This is a genomic window from Salinimicrobium oceani (assembly GCF_012037645.1).
The window spans coordinates 1-514 of sequence record NZ_JAAVJR010000405.1; the positions used below are offsets into that span (position 1 = coordinate 1).

Sequence of the window (514 nt, forward strand, 5' to 3'; positions counted from 1 at the left end):
GGTAATATCTACCGTGAGGTGTGTATGTTTCCAATACTCAAATTGATCATGACTCATGTAAAATGGAATCCCCGCGACCTCTCCCAACAAGATATCATTATCATCCAGGTAAAAATCTTCTTTAGGAAGCAGCATAGGTGATGAACCGTCGCAACATCCTCCACTTTGATGGAAGATGAGCTCCCCGTGCTGCTCCTTCAAACCGGGTAAAACCTCTGCCGCCTCTTCAGTTATTTCTACTCTCTTATATTCTCCCATAAATCATTTTAAAATAATCCCAGCTTATTCTTGTCGTAAGAAATAAGCATATTTTTGGTTTGCCTGTAATGACTTAGCATCATTAAATGGTTTTCTCTTCCGAAGCCAGATTTCTTATAGCCGCCAAAAGGTGCGTGCGCAGGATAATCGTGATAGCAATTCACCCATACACGACCTGCTTTTATCGCCCGGGGCACCTTATAAGCCTGGTGCGCATCCCGTGTCCAAACCCCGGCACCAAGACCATACATGGTGT

At 44.0% G+C, this 514-nt stretch carries 2 protein-coding genes; both read right to left on the bottom strand.

Annotated elements, in window-relative coordinates:
• Positions 1–258 (bottom strand): DUF779 domain-containing protein (locus tag HC175_RS17415; protein ID WP_168139564.1); only part of this gene is annotated, 258 nt, incomplete at its 3' end.
• Between the two features lie 8 nt (positions 259–266).
• The coding region (locus HC175_RS17420; RefSeq protein ID WP_168139565.1) for an aldehyde dehydrogenase family protein at positions 267–514 on the bottom strand (248 nt) is incomplete at its 5' end.